This window comes from Novosphingobium sp. Sphag1I, from assembly GCF_056279125.1.
Window position 1 is genome coordinate 436988 of the sequence record NZ_JBWBQS010000001.1, and the last position, 20940, is coordinate 457927.

20 protein-coding genes are annotated in these 20940 nt (G+C 61.4%); 7 read left to right on the forward strand and 13 right to left on the reverse strand.

What is annotated here, in order from left to right; genetic code table 11:
* Positions 1 to 135: 135 nt before the first annotated feature.
* Genes ACZ9HU_RS01945 through ACZ9HU_RS01955 form a run of 3 tightly spaced genes read left to right on the forward strand, consistent with a single transcriptional unit; the run spans position 136 to position 4136 of the window.
* Positions 136 to 1014: a shikimate dehydrogenase gene (locus ACZ9HU_RS01945; RefSeq protein ID WP_476101666.1), complete on the forward strand. Its 879-nt coding sequence runs from the start codon at positions 136 to 138 to the stop codon at positions 1012 to 1014.
* On the forward strand, positions 1011 to 2885 hold the full coding sequence (locus ACZ9HU_RS01950; protein ID WP_476101668.1) for a bifunctional sugar phosphate isomerase/epimerase/4-hydroxyphenylpyruvate dioxygenase family protein: 1875 nt from the start codon (positions 1011 to 1013) through the stop codon (positions 2883 to 2885). The genes ACZ9HU_RS01945 and ACZ9HU_RS01950 overlap by 4 nt, the downstream gene beginning before the upstream one ends.
* A gap of 21 nt (positions 2886 to 2906) precedes the next feature.
* A complete protein-coding gene (locus ACZ9HU_RS01955) occupies positions 2907 to 4136 on the forward strand; it encodes an MFS transporter (protein ID WP_476101670.1) in 1230 nt (409 codons plus the stop codon).
* Positions 4137 to 4163: 27 nt separating this feature from the next.
* On the opposite strand, the gene ACZ9HU_RS01960 is transcribed toward ACZ9HU_RS01955, so the two are convergent.
* The 4 genes from ACZ9HU_RS01960 to ACZ9HU_RS01975 are packed head-to-tail and all read right to left on the reverse strand — an operon-like array spanning position 4164 to position 6407.
* The gene (locus tag ACZ9HU_RS01960) at positions 4164 to 4916 is read right to left on the reverse strand and encodes an SDR family NAD(P)-dependent oxidoreductase (protein ID WP_476101671.1); all 753 of its coding nucleotides are present in this window, start codon (positions 4914 to 4916) and stop codon (positions 4164 to 4166) included.
* Positions 4917 to 4940: 24 nt separating this feature from the next.
* Positions 4941 to 5477, reverse strand: a complete 537-nt coding sequence (locus ACZ9HU_RS01965) for a cupin domain-containing protein (RefSeq protein ID WP_476101672.1) — start codon at positions 5475 to 5477, stop codon at positions 4941 to 4943.
* Between the two features lie 4 nt (positions 5478 to 5481).
* Positions 5482 to 6156: an EthD domain-containing protein gene (locus ACZ9HU_RS01970; protein WP_476101674.1), complete on the reverse strand. Its 675-nt coding sequence runs from the start codon at positions 6154 to 6156 to the stop codon at positions 5482 to 5484.
* Complete coding sequence (locus tag ACZ9HU_RS01975) at positions 6153 to 6407, reverse strand: hypothetical protein (protein WP_476101676.1); 255 nt, start codon at positions 6405 to 6407, stop codon at positions 6153 to 6155. The genes ACZ9HU_RS01970 and ACZ9HU_RS01975 overlap by 4 nt, the downstream gene beginning before the upstream one ends.
* Before the next feature lie 121 nt (positions 6408 to 6528).
* On the opposite strand from ACZ9HU_RS01975, the gene ACZ9HU_RS01980 reads away from it, so the two are divergent.
* From ACZ9HU_RS01980 to ACZ9HU_RS01990, 3 genes are all read left to right on the forward strand, one after another.
* A complete protein-coding gene (locus ACZ9HU_RS01980) occupies positions 6529 to 6771 on the forward strand; it encodes a hypothetical protein (protein WP_476101679.1) in 243 nt (80 codons plus the stop codon).
* Complete coding sequence (locus tag ACZ9HU_RS01985) at positions 6764 to 7915, forward strand: alpha/beta hydrolase (RefSeq protein WP_476101681.1); 1152 nt, start codon at positions 6764 to 6766, stop codon at positions 7913 to 7915. The genes ACZ9HU_RS01980 and ACZ9HU_RS01985 overlap by 8 nt, the downstream gene beginning before the upstream one ends.
* Before the next feature lie 142 nt (positions 7916 to 8057).
* Entirely contained in the window at positions 8058 to 8366 is a 309-nt protein-coding gene (locus tag ACZ9HU_RS01990; RefSeq protein WP_476101683.1) for a putative quinol monooxygenase, read from the forward strand.
* Between the two features lie 199 nt (positions 8367 to 8565).
* Here ACZ9HU_RS01990 and ACZ9HU_RS01995 read toward each other — a convergent pair whose 3' ends face one another.
* The 3 genes from ACZ9HU_RS01995 to ACZ9HU_RS02005 form a co-directional block, all read right to left on the reverse strand.
* Positions 8566 to 9636, reverse strand: a complete 1071-nt coding sequence (locus ACZ9HU_RS01995; RefSeq protein WP_476101685.1) for a VOC family protein — start codon at positions 9634 to 9636, stop codon at positions 8566 to 8568.
* A 152-nt stretch (positions 9637 to 9788) separates the two neighbouring features.
* Complete coding sequence (locus ACZ9HU_RS02000; RefSeq protein WP_476101687.1) at positions 9789 to 10796, reverse strand: LysR family transcriptional regulator; 1008 nt, start codon at positions 10794 to 10796, stop codon at positions 9789 to 9791.
* Between the two features lie 10 nt (positions 10797 to 10806).
* Positions 10807 to 11727: an NAD-dependent epimerase/dehydratase family protein gene (locus ACZ9HU_RS02005; RefSeq protein ID WP_476101690.1), complete on the reverse strand. Its 921-nt coding sequence runs from the start codon at positions 11725 to 11727 to the stop codon at positions 10807 to 10809.
* A gap of 243 nt (positions 11728 to 11970) precedes the next feature.
* Between ACZ9HU_RS02005 and ACZ9HU_RS02010 the strand changes: the two genes are divergently transcribed.
* The gene (locus ACZ9HU_RS02010) at positions 11971 to 13110 is read left to right on the forward strand and encodes an FAD-dependent monooxygenase (RefSeq protein WP_476101692.1); all 1140 of its coding nucleotides are present in this window, start codon (positions 11971 to 11973) and stop codon (positions 13108 to 13110) included.
* Between the two features lie 16 nt (positions 13111 to 13126).
* Here the strand turns inward: ACZ9HU_RS02010 and ACZ9HU_RS02015 are convergent, their stop codons facing one another.
* From ACZ9HU_RS02015 to ACZ9HU_RS02040, 6 genes are all read right to left on the reverse strand, one after another.
* Entirely contained in the window at positions 13127 to 14812 is a 1686-nt protein-coding gene (locus ACZ9HU_RS02015; protein ID WP_476101787.1) for a GMC oxidoreductase, read from the reverse strand.
* Positions 14812 to 15435 carry a gluconate 2-dehydrogenase subunit 3 family protein gene (locus ACZ9HU_RS02020; RefSeq protein ID WP_476101694.1) on the reverse strand — a complete coding sequence of 208 codons (624 nt, stop codon included), beginning with the start codon at positions 15433 to 15435 and terminating at the stop codon, positions 14812 to 14814. The genes ACZ9HU_RS02015 and ACZ9HU_RS02020 overlap by 1 nt, the downstream gene beginning before the upstream one ends.
* Positions 15436 to 15555: 120 nt before the next feature.
* Entirely contained in the window at positions 15556 to 16212 is a 657-nt protein-coding gene (locus tag ACZ9HU_RS02025) for a TetR/AcrR family transcriptional regulator (protein WP_476101698.1), read from the reverse strand.
* 168 nt (positions 16213 to 16380) lie between these two features.
* Positions 16381 to 17700 (reverse strand): family 1 glycosylhydrolase, encoded by a 1320-nt coding sequence (locus ACZ9HU_RS02030; RefSeq protein WP_476101702.1) that lies wholly within the window; start codon positions 17698 to 17700, stop codon positions 16381 to 16383.
* Positions 17697 to 18545: an alpha/beta hydrolase gene (locus ACZ9HU_RS02035; protein WP_476101705.1), complete on the reverse strand. Its 849-nt coding sequence runs from the start codon at positions 18543 to 18545 to the stop codon at positions 17697 to 17699. Before ACZ9HU_RS02035 ends, ACZ9HU_RS02030 begins: the two co-directional genes overlap by 4 nt.
* Before the next feature lie 51 nt (positions 18546 to 18596).
* Positions 18597 to 20906 carry a TonB-dependent receptor gene (locus ACZ9HU_RS02040; protein WP_476101707.1) on the reverse strand — a complete coding sequence of 770 codons (2310 nt, stop codon included), beginning with the start codon at positions 20904 to 20906 and terminating at the stop codon, positions 18597 to 18599.
* Between the last annotated feature and the right edge of the window lie 34 nt (positions 20907 to 20940).

The following is a 20940-nucleotide window of genomic DNA, read 5'->3' on the forward strand; positions in this document are numbered from 1 at the left end:
GCCGGCGGCTATTTTCTATTCTGCTCCCATGGCGCTGTGGATCAAACGGCGTATGGCGTAAACTTTCTTCCCTACCCTGACTGCCGGGAGGGCGGCTCATGTCCTCCCGGTCTTTCTTCCCTTCGAGATTGCGCCATGATCACATCTTCCAGCTTTTCCAGCCATGCCGTCGGCCTGATCGGACGCGGCATCGGGGCCAGTCGCTCGCCCGCCATTCATGAGGCCGAGGCCCGCGCTCTGGGCGTTCCTTTGACCTATCGCCTGTTCGATTTCGACGCGATGGGCTGGGATGATGCCGATCTGGGGCGCGTGGTGCGCATGATGGCCGACGTCGGCTATTCGGGCAGCAATGTGACCTTTCCCTTCAAACAGCAGGTCATCGACCATTGCGATGAATTGAGCGATCAGGCCCGCGTGCTGGGCGCGGTCAACACGCTGGTCTTTCGTGATGGCAAGGTGCGCGGTGAGAACACCGACTGGATCGGCTTTTCATGGCTGGTTGAACGCGCATTCGGCTCGATTGTGGGCGCGTCTGTGGCCCAGATCGGCACCGGCGGCGCGGGCAGCGCGACGGCGCTTGCTCTGGCGCAACTGGGTGCGGGCGAGGTGGTTCTGTTCGACCCCGAGGCGGCGCGGGCGCAGCGTTTGGCCGACAGCCTGTCACAGGCGGTGCCCACTTGCCGCTTTACCGTGGCAGGTGATGTCGGCGCGGCGATTGCCCCATGCGCGGGCGTGGTCAATGCAACGCCGGTGGGCATGGCCAAATTGCCGGGTGTTCCGTTCGATCCGGCCTTGATGCGCGCGGATCAATGGCTGGCCGACATTATCTATTTCCCTTTGGAAACAGAACTGTTGGCGGCGGCCAAGGCACAGGGGCAAAGGGTGGCTAATGGCGTGTCGATGGTGGTAGGACAGGCCGCAGAAGCCTTTCGCCACATCACCGGCATTGCGCCTGATCGGGAACGCATGTTGGCGCATCTGTTGGCGGATATTGCCGGAGAACAGGCCGCATGACCCCCTCTTTCCGTTCCTCCATCGCCACGATTTCCATCAGCGGCACTCTGGCCGAAAAGCTCTCCGCCATTGCGGCGGCGGGCTATCAGGCGGTCGAAATCTTTGAGAACGATCTGCTCAGCGCCCCACAATCGGCGGTTGAGATCGGGGCGATGTGCCGCGATCTGGGGCTGGATGTGGCGATGCTGCAACCTTTCCGCGATTACGAAGGTTTGACGCCCGAATTGCGCGCGCGGGCCGAGGAACGGATGCGCCGCAAATTCGCGGTGATGGAGGATCTGGGCACCGATCTGGTCCTGCTTTGCTCGAATTGCTCGCCCCATGCGGCGGGGGATCGCGACACGCTCCTGTCCGACCTTTCCCGCATCGCCGGGATCGCGGGCGAGCATGGCAAGCGCATCGCCTATGAGGCGCTGGCATGGGGCACCCATATTAACGATCACCGGGACGCGTGGAGCCTTGTGCGCGATGTCGATCACCCCGCGCTGGGCTTGACGCTCGACAGTTTCCATTCACTCTCGCGCAACATTCCCAATGCCAGCATCGGCGATATTCGCGCCGAAAAGCTGTTCATCGTGCAATGGGCCGACGCGCCGCGCCTGCAAATGGACCTGCTCAACTGGAGCCGCCATTTCCGCTGCATGCCGGGTCAGGGCGACTTTGCGCTGGATGAATTTGCCGCGCAATTGCTGCGCATCGGCTATGACGGCTATTGGAGCCTTGAAATCTTCAACGACCGCTTTCGCGCTGGTTCCGCCAGTCAGGTTGCGCGCGATGGTCTGCGTGGGTTGAAGGTTCTGCATGACGGCGCGGCGCGTTCGTTGGGCCGCACGCCTGAAATGCCCGCCGCCATCGCGCCGCGCGGCGTGGAGTTCATCGAATTCGCCGCCAGCCATGCCGAGGCCGAGGAATTCACCACCATCTTTACCGCGCTGGGCTTTGAACGCACCGGCCGCCACCGTTCCAAACAGGTTGAACGCTGGCAACAGGGCGGGATCAACCTTGTCATCAACTCCGAACCCGAAGGTCTGGCCCACAGTTTCGACATGGTCCATGGCGGATCGGTTTGCGCCATCGGCCTTGCCGTCGATGACCAATCCGCCGCCATCGCGCGGGCCGAGGCTTTGGACATCCCCCGTTTCAGCCAGAGCGTCGCCCCCGATGAATGGCAGATCCCGGCGGTGCGCGGGGTGGGTGGTTCGCTGTTCTATCTGGTGGATGCCGCCACCGATGCGGATATGTGGGCGCAGGAATTTCCTGATAGCACCCCCGCCACGGCCACCGGCCTGACCCGCATCGATCATATTGCCCAGACGATGCAATATGAGGAAATGCTCAGCTGGTTGCTCTATTACACTGCGCTGTTCGATTTCGCCAAAACGCCCCAGCTTGAAATCTCCGACCCCATGGGCATCGTCTATTCGCAGGCCGTGGAAAGCCGGAACGCGGCCAAACCTTTGCGCTTTACGCTCAATGGTTCGATGGCGGCCAATGCGCTTTCGACGCGATTCCTGCACAATTACTTTGGCGCCGGGGTCCAGCATATCGCCTTTGCCTGCGACGACATCTTTGCCGTGGCGGCGCGGGCCAAGGCGGCAGGCCTGCCCTTTCTGGCCATCGGACCCAATTATTACGAAGATCTGGAGGCCCGCTTCGGCCTAGATCCTGAATTGGTGGCGCGCATGGCCGAGCACAACATCCTCTATGACCGCGACGATGCGGGCGAATATTTCCAGTTCTACAGCCGCGCGGTGGCCAAGCGCATCTTTTTCGAAGTGGTCCAGCGGCGCGGCTATGACGCCTATGGCGCCACCAATGCCTCGATCCGTCTGAATGCTCAGGCCGCCCATCGCGACCCGGTGCAATTCTGATTTTGCAAGGATAGATCCCCAATGGCTTTCGTCTCTGCTGCTCCCGATACTGTCCATGACGCGGCCGTTGATGCGGCGGATGACCATTGGACGCGCAAGGCGATGGCCATTGTCGCGCTGTGCTTCGCGCTGAACATGGCCGATGGCATGGATGTGCTGGTCGTCTCCTTCATCGCGCCCTCGTTGCAGAATGAATGGGGCGTTTCGCCTGCCGAACTGGCCATCGTGTTCAGCACGGGGCTTGCGGGCATGGCGCTGGGCGGGCTGGGCCTTGCGCCCATGGCGGACCGGTTCGGACGGCGGCGTATGGTGGCCTTGGCCATGGCGTTGATGGCGCTGGCCATGGCGGTGTCCAGCCTGACCCATTCGGTGATGGAACTGGCCATTGTGCGCTTTTTCATCGGCACGGGGATCGGTACGGTGCTGGCCTGTATTTCGGCGATTGCCGCGCGCGTGGCCCCGCGCAAACATCGCAATTTTGCGGTCGGCGTGCTTCAGGCGGGTTATCCCATCGGGGCGATGTTCACCGGCTTCATCACCGCATGGGCGCTGCCCATCTTTGGCTGGCATGCGATCCTGTTGGGCACGGCGGCGGTTTCGGCGCTTCTGGTGCCGGTGATCCTCTCGGTCCTGCCCGCAGGATTGGACGCGGGCGCACAGGGCCAACAGGCCAGCATTGCCGAAGTGGTCAGCGGCACGCGCCGCGCCAATTCGATCCGCCTGTGGGTGGCGACGATCTGCGGCTTCATGGCGCTCTATTTCATCACTAGCTGGATCACGAAACTCTCGATCGAAGCGGGCCTGCCCCAGACGCAGGCGATCATCGCCAGCGCGATCTACAATTTCGGCGCCTTTGCCGGCACCGTGGCGATGAGCATTGCCGGAACGCGCTATGACGTGCGCCGCCTGTGCAGCGTTCTGTTGGCGGCGACGGCGGGGGTGTTCCTGTTCTTTGGCGGCGTGTCTATGCCGCTGTGGGGTGTTCTGGCCGCCGCCTTTGTCATGGGCGTGACGCTTCAGGGGGGCTTTAACATGCTCTATCCGCTGGCCGCGCAGGTCTATCCCGATGCGGTGCGCGCCACGGGCATCGGCTGGGCCTTTGGCATTGGCCGGATCGGAGCGTTCACCGGGCCATTGCTGGGCGGCTGGGCGCTGGGTCAGCATTGGCCGCTGGTGGCGATCTTTGCCCTGTTCTGCGGCCCGCTGCTGATTGCCTCCTTTTCGGCGGCCAGCGTCAGCAAGGACGTCTGATCCTGTCTGTTTCGTGGCGATGGGGGATCAGCTGCCGTCCGTGATCAAGGTCCCGCCATCCACCACCAGATTGTGACCTGTTACAAACCCGCCCGCCGCGCTGGCCAGAAACACGGCCGCGCCCGCGACTTCTTCGGGCCGTCCGGGGCGGCGCAGCGGGGTCATGCCCATGCGCCGCGTCATAAACGCCTCGTTCGCCAACAAGGGCGCGGACAGTTCGGTGGCGATAAATCCGGGCGAAATGGCATTGGCCCGCACCCCATCCGGCCCCCATTCCACCGCCAGATTGCGCGCCAGTTGTGCCACACCCGCCTTGGCCAGCGCATAGGCATTGATCGCCCCATTGCCGCGCAGGCCCGAAAGGCTGGCGATCAGCACGGCATTGCCGCCCCGCGCCCGCAGATGCGGAAAGGCCAGATTGCACAGCACCACCTGGCTGCGCAGATTGATGGCCATGACGCGGGTGTAATCGTCCATATCAATGGTGGAAAAGGGGCCGGGGCGGCCCGTGATCCCGGCATTGCACACGACAATGTCAATGCCCCCCAACGCCGCCGCCGCGCCATCGACCAGCGCACCCAGCGCCGCATCATCGGTCACATCGCATGGGATGCCAAGCGCGCCCATCTCTGTCGCCGCGCGGGCGGTGTCGGCCTCGTCCTCGCTGGAGATGACCACCCGCGCGCCGCAATCCATCATCGCCTGCGCAATGGCGCGCCCGATGCCGCGGGTGGAGCCGGTGACAATCGCCACTTTACCGGTCAGATCGAACATGGTCATTCTAACCCCGCCGCTGCGCGCATGTCACTCGCCCGTTTCCCCATAGGATGGGTGGACCTGCTCGGGCTTGGCTTCGTCCAGTGCCACACCATTGTGCCGATAGGCGGGGGCCTCGATCAGGATGAAGGCGATGCGGCAGACCGAATCGGTTGTGTTGCGCCACAGGTGGTTGGTGCCGCGTTGGATGATGATGCCGCCCTCGCGGATGGTCTTTTTGCGTCCGTCCTCCAATTCCAGCTCGATCTCGCCCTTTAAAACGATGCCGTAATCGATGCTGTTGGTGCGGTGCATCGGGCTTTCCTTGCCGGGCAGCATGTCGGTGATGCGGATCACGCTGCCGCGCTCCAGCGTAAGACCTGTGGGCAGATCGCGCCCGTCGCGTTCGTCATTCAGGTCGGCAGGCACCGTTTCGGTCGACCAGATGGTCAGAAAGCTGGCGTCACCGCTGGGGATCATTTTGGTTGGGGTGATGTCTTCGGATTTGAAAATGGCGCGGCCGTTTTCGTCATGGCCGGTCACCACGCGCTGGATCGGCGGCAGGCCGGAATCGGACATTTCCATGGTTTCAATCCTTTGGGCTGGAAACAAAAACCTTGGGGCTGGTCACTAGCACCGAGGTAGAGGTATCGGCAAAACATGCCTGCGCCGCAATGGTCAGGGCATGGGCCAGATCGGCGGGAATGGTTCCGCGCACCGACACTTCATCGAACAATTCCGCCGGAGCGGGGCCTTCCAGCGCTCTGGCAACCGTGTTGATGCGCCATGCCGCAATCGGCCCATCCTTGCCCTGCGCCGCAAGGATGGGCGCCAGCCGTTCGGCCCAGGTTTGGGCATCCCCGACATGGGCGCCATGGCGAAAGATGAAGAGTTTGCGCGCCACATCATCCGGCCCGGCCAAAACGATGGTTTCCGTCAGCAGCATCGCCAGCGACCCGGCCAGTTCGCGGAAATTGTCCTCATCCGGCCCGACTGTCTGGGTATAGGCGGGCGAAGCCTTCGAGGCGATCATGTCCTCGATCCGGGCAAAGCGGACGATGGTCAGCGCATCGCGATTGACCAGAGATGCGCCCAGTGGTGACGGTTCGTCATGCGTATAGTGATGGACATAGCCGGTAAACATGCCGCTGACCTGGGCATGGGCCATGACCAACGGACCGTGGGATTGCGCCAGATAGGTCTGTAGCCCTTCGCGGCCCAGCCCATCGCGCGTTTTCGGCAGGATGGCAAGCTTGACGCTCATGCCCGCACCACCATTTGTTGAAGGACGCCATAGGGCGCGGGTCCATCGGGCAATGTCGCCCCTATGCGGACATTGTCGTCACAGGTCATCGGTTCACCATAAGTCTTGGCGAGCTTTGCGCCGTTCCATGGGGCATTGAGGTGCAATGCGAGCCGGAAATTGCGCCAGTTTTCGCCCAATGCATCGGGCGTCACCGCAAAGGGCGTCATGCCGCTCTGCCCTTGTTCATTATTGCCAAACGCATCGCTCATTCTCCCGGAACTTATCGTCTGGATACAGGACTAGCGCGCGCGGGCGCGAGGCTGCAACGGCATTTGGTCGATAGCAAACCATCGATAACATGTGATGGTCGATTCTGGGCGCGCGTGCCAGATGGCCGCCAAACAGTGTTTTCGGGGGAATTCGGGCATGGCCGGCCGGCTAACGCGCGGCGATGATGCGGTACGCGAAAAGAGCGTCAAATTCGTCGGCTGGGATCGGGGAGATTGCCGTCTTGAATTTGAAACCATGCCCGGTGCGTTCCTGACCAATTGCGATGCTTCTCCCTCATTACCGGCGCCAGCATCATCGTGGGTGGATGGACCGAAAATTTATAAGGAAGTTTTAGATGTTTGAACCCTTTCCCGGAAATTACGTGTGGAATCTGGCCACCAATCTGGCGTTGGTCGCGGGCGGCAATCATGGTGAGATTGACGAGGCATGCCGCCCGGTGCGCGAGGCGTCCAAGGCCGGGGCCGATGCGGGATCGGCGTTGTTGTTTGACAGCTGGATCGCGGTGGCAGAGCAAGTGGCCAGCAATGCCGATGATGATCTGGCGCAGGGTTTCGCGCTGTCGGCGGGCACCAAATATTTGCGCGCCTCGGGCTATTATCTGGCCGCTGAACGTATGCAGAGCCGCGATTATGCGCCGCGCTGGGCCGCCTATGACCGCGGGCTGGAACTGTACCACAAGGGTTCGCAATTGCGCGGGCTGCATGTGGACAAGGTCGAGATCCCCTATGAGGGGACGAGCTATAGCGCGATCTTTGTCCATGACGGATCGGGCACGCCGCGCCCCACGCTGGTTTCGGTCAATGGCCTCGATTCCATGAAGGAACAGGTGAATATGGCGGGCCATGGTGCGGCCAACCTCGAACGCGGCATGAATACGCTGTTTCTGGACCAGCCCGGTACGGGAGAGGCGATCCGCAAGCGCAATCTGCCCGCCGTCTATGATGCCGAGCGTTGGGGTTCGCCTGCGTTTGACTATCTGTTGACGCGCGGCGATGTGATCCATGACAAGATCGGCATCTTCGGCCTGTCCTTTGGCGGCTATCACGCGCCGCGCATTGCCGCCAACGATCCGCGTTATGCGCTGTGCGCCGTCATGGGCGCGAACCACGTCTGGGGCGAGCGTCAGCGTCAGCGCGTGGCCAATGAGGGGGAAAACCCCGTTCCGCATTACTGGGACCATGTGTTGTGGGTGTTCGGCATGGATGACCGGGATGAATTCCTGAATTACGCCGATCAGATCACTCTCAATGGTCAGGTGGAAAAGATCCGTGTGCCGTTCCTGATCACGCATGGCGAAAATGACCGCCAGATCCCGGCCTTCAACGCGCAACTGTCCTATGATCAGGCGGTCAACAGCCCCAAGCGCCATCTGCGCATGTTCACAAAGGCTGATTTCGAGGTCGAACATTGCGGGGCGGACAATGGCACAGGTATGCGCGATTATATCGCCGATTGGTGCGCGCAAACCTTTGCCGAGATGGGCTAATCGCGGATCTGGCATGGTTCCTTGGCAAAGTGGCGGAAAAACAGGTTGATATTGCCTTTGTCGAGCGGGAAAATCTTGGCAAAGGTTGCTGTATCCGCGACGGTGCGGGCAATCTGATCGTATTTGTCGAGGAGCCGAACTGATGGTTTTTGAAATCGCGCGCATCGCTGTTGATCCCGCTCGCGCCGGGGATTTCGAAGCGGCCGTGGCGCAGGCTGAACCATTCTTTCGCGCCGATGCGGGGTGCACCGGATTTGCTCTGCAACGTGTGGTTGAAGAACCCGGCGTCTATCACCTCGTCGTCGGCTGGACTTCGGTCGAGGCGCATAATGTCGGTTTCCGGGGTAGCGACAATTTCGCCCAGTGGCGCGCGCTGGCTGGGCCGTTCTTTGTTGAGCCGCCCAAGGTTGTGCATGTGGAAACGGTGATTGGCGAGGTGGGGGTTAAGTAAGATTTGCCTCCTGCGGGCAAAGGGCGGGGGGCTTTTTTCTTGGCAAAAGCCTGCGGCGAGGGGAGGTTGGCCCTATAAGCGCCGCAGGCTTTATCATTCAGACATCGCGTCCGACACAAAACGCCGAATTCTATGCGCCCATGCAGACAGTAAAGGGAGCGCGAGGGGCCAGACCCTCGCACCCAAAACTCCTTATTTCTTAAATCGCATGCTCATCATCTTCGCTGATCTCGGCCAACGCTCCCTCAACCGCCCGCTTGCCCGGAACCGCCTTGCGATAGGGTTCGAAACTGCGTCGATCCGCGTCGAATTGCATGTCCCACGCAATGTCCGGCCCGCGAAAGATCGGCGGGGCATTGTTGGCCCATAACAGCGAACCAAAGCGGAAATCCCACGCGCGCGGCACCCAATTGTCGTCCAGATAATCGGTGTCGGCGTGATATTCGGCCTCGCCGCCATGGCCGGGGATGTCGCAGTAATAATAGATCGCCGATGAGATCCGGTGACGCGAAATTCCGCCCGACGAGTTCATGCTCTCGTTTTTCCAACCCTTGTCGGCCATCAGGTTGGCGCCCAGCATAACCTCGTCAATATCGTCCATGCCAAAGGCGATATGCATGAATTTGAAATTGTCCGGCGCAAAGGGCAGGTCGCAATTGACCCAGAAGATCGAGTGATGTTCGAACGTACCGCCCGCACGTGAAAAAATGCCGACCCCGCGCGAGTGATCGACATAGCGGAACCCCATGTGACGTTCGTAAAATTCAAACGATCCCACATAATCGGGCGAAAAGAACACTACATGGTTGATCGCCTTGGGGATCGCCTTGTGACGCCAGATGCGGTGCTGGTTGAAACGGGGATAGGATGTGGGCGTGTTGACGGGACTGACCTCGGATTTGAACGCCTGCTTGGCCCAGACGCGCAGGGCGATGGGTTGGCCATCGGGGCAGACGCAATGGACGGTGCCATCTTCATCGCGCGTGACGGGCACTTCGGTGGCCAGACTGGCGGCGATGCGTTCCAGATTTTCCGCCGTGTCCACGCCCCACACCGTTTCCTTGACCCCATTGCCGGAAAAGGGATCGGGGCTGGGCAGGCGCGCATCACCGTGGGGCAACAGGATCACCCGGCTGCCCGAGGCAAGGCGGAACACCGCTTCGTTTTCGGTGATGCTTTCGACCGGCAGGCCAAAGTCGGTCCAGAACCGGGCGTTCTTTGCCAGATCATCGACGCCGAACAGGACGGATTCCACGCCCAAGATGCTCATACAAATCTCCCCAGAGTTTGCGCCCTTATGATGGAGTGCAAGCTTGGGGAAAAACGCATTGCATCGGACGGGTACTATCGGTTTTATTAAACTGCCCGCTGGTGCCGGTCTGTGCGCCGCCTTTGGGCAAATCATCATGGCCGCGCAGGGGATCAGTTCTTCTCACCACGCATATAGGGGTGATTGTGTTGGTAATGGACCGCGATTTCGTCGCGCTGCGCTTCGGCCAGCGGGACGACATTGCTGATCTCGGTGCGATCCTCATGCGCCATGGCCGCCAGCCGTTCGACCACCCAGCGCAGGGCGCGGTCATTGTTATTGGTGATGTGCCACTGGATCGCCTCGCGGATGGGCGGGATGTCAAAGGGCACTTCGCGCAGCGAGAGAGGCAGAAACCGGGCCATTTGCGTGGCAAGGCGGCGGTGCATCGTGGCAATCCGCTTTGTCCCCAAAACCAGCGAGGTTTGTGACAGGAACGTGGGGGCCACCACCTCGATGCGGCGCTGGGTCTTTTGGCGTCGCACGAACCAGTCGTCAAAGGCGGGTGTGCGGCTTTTGCCAAAGCGTGCCGTCACATGGCCCAGCGCGAAATATTTCTCGCGGCTCATTTCGCCTTCCATCGCCGGGTTGGCGGCGTCGCCCACGACCACGTAATCATCCTCGAACAGGACCTGGCTGGGGTGGTCCGAACTGATCGCATAGTCGATGGTCAGCAGCAGATCGATCTGGCCCCGTTCCAGCGCGTCGATCGGGCTGTCGCCCATGGGCTGGATTTCAAAGCGCATGTTGGGCGCGTCGGCCTCGATCATCGCCAGCGCGCCCGCCAGCAAAACCTGCGTCGAATAATCCGAGGCCATAAAGCGGATCTGGCGATCACAGGTGGCCGGATCGAATTCGGGCGCGATGGCGATGGTCGAACGGATCTGTTCCAGCACCGCGCGCACCGGCTCGATCAATTCCTCGGCCCGCGTGGTCAGCACCATTGCGCGCCCTTTGACCACCAGCAATTCATCGCCAAAATAATCACGCAAGCGGCCCAGCGCCGAGGACGTGGCCGATTGCGACAGGCAAAGCCGATCGGCGGCAAGGCTCACGCTCCTTTCCGCCAGCAGCACATCCAAGGCGACCAGCAGGTTGAGGTCCAGTCGCTGGAACCGCATGTCTCTCTCCTTAATTCAGCGTCTTGAGCGCGCTGGAAACCAGAGTAGCAAGATCGCCGTCATGGGCAAAGCCTGCCTTGTCCGCCGCTGCCGTGGATAGGGGGGGCTGTGCTGCAAATGCCGCCTCCAAACGGGCATCGGGTTCGTAACGCACCAGTTCGGGCGAGACCCCGCATTGCGCCGCGATTTCCGCCGCCAGATCGCCCATCGTCACGCGCTGTGCAGGTAGGGTGACGGCATAGGTGGGAGGCAAAAGCGCGGTGTCGAGCGTTAACGCATGGAGGAAATTATCCGCGCAGCACGCCAGCGATTGCGCCCAGATCGTGCCGCCCGCCGAAACGGGGCAGGTAAATGCCTCGCCCGCTTTCAACGCATGGAACAGGTTCGACATAAAGGCGCTTTTCATGCCGCTCGGCCCCTTTGGCCGGGCCAGAATGCCGGGCAAGCGCACCGTCACGCCCTCGATTTCGCCGCGATTGGTGAACAGGGCGACGGCATGTTCCATCATCGCCTTATGCGCACCATAGATCATCTTGGGGCTGAGCGGCGTTGCATCATCGACAAAGGCGGGCAGCGGATCGCCATAGACGGCAATCGAACTGGCAAAAACAAACCGGGGTTTGTTGCCCGCTGCGCTGGCCTCCAGCAAGAGGTCATACATGGCATCGATGTTGATCCGCCGTGAGGCGACAGGGTCGGCTTCGGCCGCGCCGCCCGGAACCGTGGCCAGATGGATCACCGCCGACACCCCACCGGCAAGCGCGTCGGCCCGTACCGATGCATCGCCCAGATCGCCCACGACCATGCGCGCGCCATCGGGTATGCCGCCCGCGACCGCATCCATCGCCACCACCCGGCGGCCCTGTGCCAAAAGGCGTGAAACGATCTGGCGGCCGACAAAGCCTCCGGCTCCGGTGACGATAACAGGCATTATGCAGGCTCCGAAACAAAGGCCGTGACGGCGCGCGCGGTCACGGCGACGGGGTATCACAAGGTCAAATGGATCCGAAATTGATGCCCATCATCCTTCTCTTATATTATATTCTCTGACGCCGTACGCGCCTTGCATTCTTGCCTAGCGCTTGCGCCTGTCAAGCTCACACCGATTATATCAATAGGCATCCATCCATGGTTCGGATTTGCCTGTTGGAGCGGGCGCTCTAATTTGATCGCCATGGAACGGGAGAAAATCGCAAGCGTCCAAGAGGCGCTGATCGTTGGCGGCGGGATTGGCGGCATGGCCGCGGCAATCGCTCTGTCGGAGCGGGGCGTAAAGGTCGATCTGATCGATCTGGACCCACAATGGCGCGTCTATGGGGCGGGGATCACGATCACCGGGCCGACCTTGCGCGCCTATCGACGTCTGGGCCTGCTCGAAGAGATCAAGGCGCAGGGGGCGATCACCACAAAAACGCGTCTTTTCAAATATGACGGTACGCATCTGCACGATCTGGACGAGCCGGTCATCGAGGAAGGCCTGCCCGCCACCGGGGGGATCATGCGTCCCGTGCTGCACCGGATCATGCAAAAGCGGGTGAAGGAACTGGCGATTCCGGTGCGGCTGGGCCTGACGGTATCCTCGCTGGTCCATGTCGATGGCGGGGTTGATGTCGGCTTTTCCGATGGGTCGCGCGGTCATTATGATCTGGTCATCGGATCGGACAGCGTGTTTTCGGGCGTGCGTGACCTGTCCTTTCCCCACATGGCGCCGGCGGTGCCGACCGGGCAAGCGTGCTGGCGCATTTCGATCCGCAAACCGCCCGGCCTTGAATATGGCGAATTTTACCTTGGCCATGCCAACCCTTGCGGCATCACGGCCTGCGCGCCCGATCAGGTCTATATGTGGATGCTGACCCCGCATGTGGAGCGTGAATGCTTTATGAGTGAGGAGGAATTGTTTGATGAATTAAAGCGCCTGCTGGCCGATTTTGGCGGCAATGCCGGGTGGATTCGCGACAATATGACGCGTGACGATTGGATCAACTATCGCCCATTGGCCGCCGTTTTACAGCCTAAGCCGTGGTATCATGGCCGCGTTGTTCTGCTGGGCGATGCGGTCCATGCCACAACGCCGCATCTGGCCTCGGGCGCAGGTATGGCGGTGGAAAGCGGCATCGTGCTGGCCGAGGAGCTTGCCCGCGCCGACAGCGTGGAAGCGGGTCTTCTGGCCTATCAGGAACGCCGCTATCCGCGATGCCAGGATGTGATCGACAGTTCGGTTTCGATGGGCCGCCTGCAATTGGCGCATGGTGACCCGCGCGAACATGCCGCCATCCTCGAAGGCGCCTTGTCGCGCCTCAACGAAGACTTTTGATGATGGGGCGGGCGCCCTAGATGGCGCCCGCCTTTACCAGCCCCACGGCATGATCCACCGCCCTCGCCGTCAACGCCATATAGGTCAGCGAGGGGTTCTGGGACGCGCTGGACGACATTTGCGCGCCGTCGGTGACAAACAGATTGGCCACGTCATGGGCCTGACTCCATTTGTTCAGCACGCTGGTTTTGGGATCATGGCCCATGCGCGCGCCGCCCATTTCGTGGATCGCCGTGCCGCCGGGGCCGGGGCGGTCCATGCCGAACAGCACGCGCCCGCCCGCCGCGCCCAGCATCGCGGCTGCCTCGCGCTTGGCATCGGCCAGCGCGGCCATTTCCGAAGCACCATGGGCAAAATGGATTTCCAATTGCGGCACGCCCATCGGATCAAGCTGTTTTGACAGGGTCAGACGGTTGGACGCGCGCGGCATGCTTTCGGCAAAAGCCACCAGCACCATCCGCCATTCGCCGGGGCTGCGCAATTCGCGCTTGAGGTCGGCCCCGATCCCCGCCTGCCTCTTGCCACGGGTCCAGCCCGATTGCAGCGCGCCGCCCTGAAACGAATACCCGCGGGTGAAACCTTCGCCGTCTATTTTGTCCAGATTGCGAAAGCGGGGGATGACAACGCCAGTGGGCCGATTGCCAAAACTGGTGCGGGTTTCAAAACCCGGCATGATCGCGGCGGCCGACAAGGTGTTGGCATGGTCCATGATATGCGTACCCAAAACGCCGCTGGAATTGGCCAGCCCGCTGGGCATTGCCTCGCTGGCAGAATTCATCATCAGATGGACCGAATTGAAGGCCCCCGCGTTCAGGAACACGATCCGCGCGGTTGCACTCTTGCGTGCGCGGGTTTTGGTGTTGACCCAGCGCACGCCGGTCACGCGGCGGGTGGCCGGATCATAATCCACCTTTTCCACCTGTGCATCGGTGATGACGGTCAGGCGCCCGGTCTTGGTCGCGGCGGGCAGGGTGGAGGATTGCGTCGAGAAATAGGCGCCAAACGAGCAACCCCGGTTGCAAATATCCCGCGATTGGCACGGGTTGCGGCCCTCTTCTTCCTTGCCCTGTGTCAGGTTGGCCGTCCGCCCGATGGTCAACCGGCGGTCGGGCCATTGGGCCAGAACCTTTTCCCGCACCGATTTTTCGACCGCGTTCAGCGCAAAGGGCGGCTGGAACTGGCCATCGGGCAGAGCGGGCATGCCTTCGGCGGCCCCCGATACGCCGATAAAGCGTTCCACCTTGTCATACCACGGCGCCAGATCGGCATAGCGGATCGGCCAGTCGGTGCCCACGCCATCACGCGCATTGGCGCCAAAGTCATAGTCGGACCAGCGATAACATTGCCGCCCCCATGTCAGCGATTTGCCGCCAAGCTGATACGAACGGAACCATGTAAAGGCGCTGTCCGGCCCCAACGCATAGGGGTTCTCGCGGTCATTGACGAAATGATCCTCGGTCCATTCGGTGAAATGGCGGTTGAGCATCTGGACCGGATGATCGCGTTTATAGCGTTCGGTGTCGCCTTGCCCGCGAAAGGGCAATTCCCATGGGGCCTTCATCTCACGCGGATAATCGCCGTGGATGATTTCGCGCCCACGCTCGATCATCAGGACTTTTAATCCGGCCTCGGTCAATTCCTTGGCCGCCCAGCCGCCGGTGATGCCCGAACCCACCACGATTGCGTCAAATTCGTAAGCCATCATCCAAACTCCACCGCAGTCCAGTCACTGGAATAGGCGCGGTCGCCGGGTTTAAGCGGGATGTCGGCATCCCAACGCCCCGGAATAAGGTTATATTGCAATTCTTTGGAGGCTCCGGCCTCGCTGCTGTAATAGCCGGTCAGGATCAGTCCCTTGATGGCCACCCATGGGTTTGGCACAGCAGGCGGCGGCCCGCCGGGGAAAGCGTCGGCGTCCAGCGCGGTCAGGACCGCCTTTTGCTTGGCCGGGGTCAGCGTGAGGAAGTCGCGTCCGGCGCGGCGGTGCAATTCCTGTTCCAGCCACAGATCATGGCGCAACGATCCATCGGCGCGCAAAGGCAGGCCGGGAGCGGGATTGCGTACCGGGTCGCGCGTCCCCTCCAGCCCATGGGCAAAGGCCAGCGAGAGAAACGCCCCGACGCCGACATCGCCCGCGCCGGGTGTATCGTTGCGGGGAATGACGATTTGCGCCACGGTTTTGAGCAGCATCGCGGTCCGGGGCGAGGGCGTCTCGCCCGCCCCCATCACAGGCAGCGGCAGGCCGGTGGCCAGCGCAAAGATCGCGGCCCCGGCCAGAGCCTGACGGCGGGTGATGGTTGGCTGAATGAGCCGATGGACTTGCACGATGCCTCTCCCGGTGGGTCGGGAGGATCTGGTGTGCCGCCTCGACCTAAATCAGAATAATGATTCTGAAATATCGTGAGGGCGGCCCGCCTGTCAAGCGGCCAGAGATGAGCCGGGCGATCAGAACGTGGGCGGGGTCACCAGAAAGGCGGCGATCATGCGCGAAAGATCCAGAAGCAGCACATCCCAATCGCCTTCCCATGCCGCCGTCGTGGCCGAGCCAAAGCCCAGATAGCGCGCAATAGCGGCGTAAAGGATGCGAAAGGACGAATCGACCGCACGCAGCGGGTCGGGTTGTTTGATTTCCGCCGAATAGAGCAGCAGCGAACCTTTGACCGCATCGGCGGTTTTGGCGAAGGACGATTTGCCCGTGGCCGCGACCAAAGGATCATTGGTCGCGCGCAACATCAGCGGGCGCATGATCTCGGCGTTCTCTTTCAGCGTTTCGCCAACGGCCTTGGTCAGCGCGACCACCAATCGGTCCAGCGTGTCGGCGCCGCTGCGCGCTTCTTCCAACCGGGCGCCCATTCGTTTGTCGATACGTTCCAGCACGCGCAATTGCACGGCGTGGAGCAGGGCGTCCTTGCTTTCAAATCGATTGTAAATTGATCCGATGGAAACTTTGCCCTTCTTGCTCACTTCCTGAAGCGTGAATTCATCCGACCCAGCCGCTGCCATCAGCGCTTCGGCGGCCGCCAGCATACGTTCGTAGGAAGCCTTGGATCGGCCCTGAACAGGCGCGCGCAGGGCGGTGGAAAGGGCAACATCTTTGGTCATGGCGCAAACCTTTTCCGATTTGTTCGGCATGCGTCAACAAAGAACATTTCAATGGAATTCTAATTCCAAATAAATCCTGCGCGCCAAACCCCAAAAAGAATGGGGCGCAAGAGCCCCCCGACCCTTGCGCCCCCGATGCCTGGGCCTTTCCAGATCACCCCCCGATGATCAAAGCGAATTGGCCCTGGCGATCGCACCCAGTACGGCAGCGCTTGGTTTCGCCTTGCGTTCGAAGGTTACCGGATCAAACGCTGCCAAACCGAATTTCGGCTTATAACCGAAAATCCATTCGAAATTATCAACAAGTGACCAGTGGCAATAGCCGATAACCGGCACGCCGTCATCCATGGCGATTTTCAGATCATGCAGCGCTTCGGGAATGAAGCGGGCGCGGATTGTATCGTCATCGGTCCCTACGCCATGTTCGGAAACCATCACCGGAACGCGTGCGGCCCCATAGACATAGCGTACCGATCCGGCCAGCGAGGGCGCATATACCTCGGCGCCGGACGAGTTGCGGATCGCATCGGCGGGGGCGGGCAACTTGCCCTTGTCGCCCCACAGCGCGCGCTCATAATTTTGAACGCCCACGAAATCGTCCGATTTGGCCAATTCGATCCACATGCCATAGAAATCGGCGCGCATCTTGTCGCGGATTGAATTCTTGCCCACGGCCTGATCGTCGATAACCGAAAGTGACAGGCCCACCGGCAGGCGGGGCGCGGCGGCCTTGATCGCGGCCTTGCCCGCCTTGTGCGCGGCGGCCAGCCCGGCCTGCAATTCGGGCAGGTCGTCAAAACCAGCGACATTGGCAGAAACAAAGCGTTTGACGCCCAATTGCTTGGCCGCACCTTCCAGCGTCACTTTCTGAATGTCCCAGACCTGTGGCGGCAGGACGAATTTCAGGATGGAAAGCAGGTTGGGTTCGTTGAACGTGATGGCATAGGCGATCCGGTCGCCAAAGGCGCGCGTGACCCGGTCGCAATAGCGGGCAAAGAGCGATGCGCTCTCCGGGTTGGTCCAGCCGCCTTGCGCCGAAAACCACAAGGGCGCGGTGAAATGGCTGTAGGTGACAACAGGCGTCAGGCCGCGTGCATGGCAGCCTTCGATGATGCGGCCATAATGGTCGATCATCGCCTGCGAGAATTGGCCCTTCACCGGTTCGATCCGCGCCCATTCCAGGCTGAAACGATAGGTGTTGAGCCCGATGCTCTTGGCCAGATCGAGGTCGCGTTGCCACAGCAAGAAGCTGTTGGCCGCATCGCCCGAAGGCTGGGCAAAGATCGTCGGCTTCAGGTTTTCCAGATACCACAGGTCAGAGGTGGTGTTATTGCCTTCGACCTGATGACCGGCGGTGGCGGCGCCCCACAGGAAACCTTTGGGGAAGGCCGGGTTGAATGGCCTTGGCTTGGCCGCAAAGGCGGGCGCGGCCGAAAATGCTGCGGCCAGTGTTGCGCCATTGACCAGCAGCGAACGACGATCGATCACAGAATATCCTCCAGAAATGCCGCGATTTCTTCCTCAAGGCGCTTGTCCGAAGTGCCAAGGTGCATCGCGAGCGTATAGTGATTGTGCCCCGGCATCAGGATCGCGCGCGGCATCGTGCCATGGGCGGCCAGACGCGCCTGCATCAGGCCCAGAAATTCGGCCTGAAACCGCGCCGGATCATATTGCGAACAGGCGACCAGCAGCGGCAGGGCGGTGTCCACCACGGCCTGACGCGGCGATTTGTCAGCATAGGTTTCGGGCGCGCCGTAATAGCGTTCGTCCTTGGCATCGACGGGTTCAAATCCATAGAGGCCAGAGAGCAGGACCGCCCCGCGCACCAGATCGGCGTGATCGGGACGCAGGCGGAGAAAACCGCTGACATGCACCGCGCCCGCCGATGTGCCCATGACGATGATCCGTTCCGGATCGCCGCCATGTTGCGCAACATGGGCGCGCAGATAATCGACGGCGGCGGCCACATCTTCGCTGCCCGCAGGCCACATATGGTCGGGGGCAAGGCGATAGTTCATCACCGCGCCGATCCAGCCGCGCCGCGCCGCCATACGGCCAACGGCGGCATTGGCCCAACTCGTATCGCCCTTGTCGCCCAGCACGAAGCCGCCGCCATGAACGAACAGCAGGACCGGCTTCAAACCGCCCTGCGCCGAGGCATAGAGATCAAGCCGGTGCCTTTCATGCGGACCATAGGCCAGATCGCGCGCGGCCACCGGCACCGCCTGCGCCAGCGCGACCTGTTCAGCATCAAACAAGGCGCGGCATTGGTCCAGAACAGCCGGTCCCAGACCCTGCCCCATGGCGGCGATGGCGTGGCGAATATATTTCATGCCCAAACCTATAGAACATGGGCGGGAGGATTGCTCCCCCCGCCCGTCAGATCAGAACTTGGCCGTCGCGCTGACGCCGATGGTGCGGCGCCCTTCGCGGGTCAGCCAGTTAACCTCGCCGCCATTGTCGGCAAAGGGCAGGCCGATGACCGAAGCGTGGAAACGCTGATCCAGCAGGTTGCGTACGAACAGGCCCACGCGCCATCCGCCATCGGCCGCGCCGATGCCGGTATTCAGACCGATCGTGTAATAGCCCGGCTGGTTCGAAATGGCGTTGCCCACGTCATACTGAACCTTGCTGCGATAATAGACGTTGCCCGACCAGTCGAAGGCCAGACGGTCATTGATCGGCAGCTTGATGTCCGCACCAAAGGTAAAGGAAACCTTGGGCGCGCCCGACAGCGGTTCACCCGCGGCCTGCAACAGGCTGGTGCCGTTTTGGGTATAGCACGAAAGTCCGGCCTTCACGACCTTGGGACAGGCGGTGACATAATCGGTGAACTTGGTGTCCGAATAGGTCAGGCCGCCATTCAGGCTGAATTCGGGGCTGACGCGCCAGCGGGCGTCAAACTCGAAACCCTTGGCTTCAAAACCACCGGCGTTTTCGGTCAGGAATTCCGTCCCGTTGAACACGCTGGTTTGCAGGTTGGTATATTTGTCAAAAAAGGCGCTGGCGTTGAAAGTCACGGCGCGGTTGAAAAGCTGTGACTTGAAGCCAACCGTGATGTCGCGCACGGTCTGCGGGTTCACGTTGGTGCGCGTGCCGGTCAGGCCGGAAAAGGCCACCGTCGGCCCCAGATAACCGCGCGCGATGGTGGCAAAGAACATCAGATCGCGGTCGACCTTATATTCCGCGCCCGCCTTGCCGGACCAGCCGCCCTTTGCGGTCGAGCCGGATTTGAGCGCAACGGGCGTATAGGGCGTGACGAAAATGCCGTTGACCACCGTGCCGGGTGCATAGGCCGGATCGATGATCGATTGGAACGAGGCCTTTACCCAGTCATACTGATAGCGGAAACCGCCCAGCAGCGAGAATTTCTCGGTCACATGATACTTGCCATCGATGAAGGCCGCCAGCGAGTCCGAGCGGGTCTGGGTATTGGCCTGCCCGGACGAGATGTTGACGTAAAAAGCGCTGAACGGATTGGCGGGCAGCAATTGGGCGCGGTTGTAATCGCCCGGATTGCCGGTCTTGCGCCGCGATCCATAGACGCCGGTGGTATATTCCAGCTTGCTGCCCGATGGGCTGGTCAGGCGGATTTCCTGGCTCAGGAACGACTGATGCTGTGCGGTCGGCTGGGCCTGAAACACGGTCACGCTCGACCCGTCGATGCCGAATTGCGCGGCGCCCTGGATAAAGCCGCGATAGGCGGTGATCGAGGTCAGGTTCAGTCCGCCCAGCTTTTTGTTGATCTCGACGCTGGCGCCATAATTGCGCTCGCTCGTCCAGCCATCGGTGTTTTCCGCGCTTTTCGTGTTGTTAAAGCCCGGCGTGATGCCAAGCGATGTCAGATTGCCAAAGCGTGCCGCCATCAGCGGGTTGGCAAAACTGGGCAGCGCGTTGATCGTCCAGAGCTGGCCGGGGCTGCGCGTGCTGGTGCGGCTGTAATCGCCGATGATATAGACGCTGAAATCGTCCGAAGGCTGATAAAAGAACTTGGCGCGGCCGCCAAAGCTGGCCTCATCGCCCCAGTACTTTTTCAGCGTGGCGTTATAGAGGAAGCCGTCATTCTGGCGATAGAAGCCGAACAGGCCGATCGCCGAATTCTCGCTGGTGGGCAGGTTCAGCTGGGCGTTGGTGTTGATTTCGTTGAGCGAGCCGTAAGAGGCAAACACCTTGCCCGAAACGCGGTCGAACTTGGGCTTGGCGGTGGTGATGTTGACCACGCCCGACGAAGCGTTCTTGCCGAACTGGGTGCCCTGCGGACCTTTCAGCACTTCGACGCGTTCCAGATCGCCAAGGCTGTTGACCGGGTTGCCGAAGGGGATGATCACATTGTCGACCACCGTGCCGACATTCTGTTCCGAAGCCGACGAGAAACCGCCCGCCGTGCCCACGCCGCGCAGGCGATAGCCGCTGTCATTGGGCGAGGAGCCGAATTGCAGGCCCGACACCTGATATTGCAGGTCGGACAGCTTCTGGAACCCGCCCGCCGTCATCTGCTGGGCGCTGACGGCCGAAACGGCCAGCGGCACGTCCTGCAGGCGTTCCGAGCGGCGCTGGGCGGTCACGACGATTTCGCCGGCGGCAACAGATTGCTGCGCGGCCTGTTGGGCCATGGCGGGGGTGGCGGCGGTCAGGCCGAGGATGGCAACGCTGCTCATAAGGTGCGTGGCCAGCAGATGATGGATCTTGCTCATCATAGTCTCCCTAGAATGGCCCGGCGGAATTCTT